Origin of the sequence: Paenibacillus doosanensis, assembly GCF_025060755.1 — a bacterium.
Classification (GTDB): domain Bacteria; phylum Bacillota; class Bacilli; order Paenibacillales; family NBRC-103111; genus Paenibacillus_S; species Paenibacillus_S doosanensis.
In genome coordinates, this window is sequence record NZ_JANYUY010000112.1 from 1 (window position 1) to 1,652 (window position 1,652).

1 protein-coding gene is annotated in these 1,652 nt (G+C 43.8%); it reads left to right on the top strand.

The genetic code is table 11. The features are described from left to right. Positions 1 to 687 precede the first annotated feature (687 nt). Positions 688 to 1,002 carry a hypothetical protein gene (locus N0M98_RS33590; protein ID WP_259620501.1) on the top strand — a complete coding sequence of 105 codons (315 nt, stop codon included), beginning with the start codon at positions 688 to 690 and terminating at the stop codon, positions 1,000 to 1,002. The last annotated feature ends 650 nt before the right edge of the window (positions 1,003 to 1,652 follow it).

The window sequence follows — 1,652 nt, forward strand, 5'->3', positions numbered from 1 at the left end:
AATATGGACTTAAAACGCTCTTGTAATCTGCATGCACATGAATGACGAACATCGGAAAGCCGTATGAGGGAAAACCTCACGTACGGTTTGATGAGGAGGGGCAGATTTCTCTGCCCTTTACTCTAGGGAAATGATGCGCAGCCATATCCTGTAGATATCCGGGTTCTCCCCCGAAAGTAATGTCTAACCATACCATAGAACGATCCCAGAGGAATGGTTAGACGCCGATCCAACTTAGGCCGGATGCGGACGGAATAAGCTTCAGAGCATCACGTCACTACCCTGGAAATTACTCTTGGTACCCCATTTCCATTGTCTGTGGTGCCGCGTAGCGGCATGGATGGCTTTTGGGGGATTTGTTCTTTCATAGGCTAAGGCGGTGTCATTAGGCGATTGGGAGAACATATTCCCTTCCGATCGTCTTTGGAGCCGGTGAGCGAATTCCGTAAACGGTACATTTAAAGGAGGATGGCATAAACTACAATAACCAAACTTTAAGAGGGGTGCTGCCGCATGGGATATACGGTGCAATATATACCTCTAACCAAAATAAAGACGGAGTTGGCCGCAAAACCAACAAAGCGAAGCAAGGAGCTTCGCAAAGTCGCCCAGGACTGCATGCAGCTGTTGATCGTCCGGAAAAGCCGAAAAGATAAGGGTTATGTCCTTGTAGGCGGAAATAATCACTTGGAATACTACAAAAAGTATACGAAGAAAAAAGCCGTGCCGTGTCTGGTGGACGAAGGGAAAATTGTATCGACGTTTGCATCGTTATTGAACCGTTTCCGAAAACGAAATCTGCCCTATGAATTGCCCTACAACAACACGGATCATATTGCCGGCAACAGCTGGTCCATTATTCGCTCGTTTTTGAGACAGGAGCCCAGATTCAAAAAGTTGTCCCGCCGAGAGCAGCTCAAGGTGCTTCGACTTGGAATTCAGTATAAGAAAACGACCATACGAAGCATGAAAGTGAAAGTGGATGAGCTCCTTAAAAGGTAGCGCTGCATGACGGGGGACTAGAGAGAGAAAGCCCCCGCGACTTGTCAAAACGCTTTTAATGGTCTGTCTGGATATGCCATCTCTATGTAAAAGTCTTTAAACAGAGAGTTCCCAAGTGTTTAAAGGCTTTTTTTAATTTGTATATAGGTATAAATGCCTAATCCATCATTGAGGTGAGATTAGAATTATAGTCTCTTACGCTAGCTATATTTCGCCTCATTAGTGAAAATATCATGTAATATTAAGCCGTTGACGTGAAAATTATGGTCAAAAATGATGCATTTATAAGTTGTAAAGAAAATTTAATGGGGATATATTGCAATCATTGCTAGATTTGGTATACTGAAATAGTTCCATTGGCCTATGAAAATTTTATATTTACCCTAAATTGAATCCTTGTGGAAGCGATGAGCAGCTATTCTCAACTGGGCACTTGAATAGCAAGAAAGCTAGTAGTGCAACCGACCCAAGCTTGTGTTTGGGTTGGTTGTTTTTATGCGATCTTTTATGAAAACGACTTAATTAGGGCTTGCTGAACGGGTCGCAATTTACGGCATCACGGGTAAGCGGAATGAGAGGGTCGACCAGAGCCATTGCAAAAAAGGCAAAAAGAGAACCCGGAGTCTCTTTTCGAGGTTCATGACTAGCAG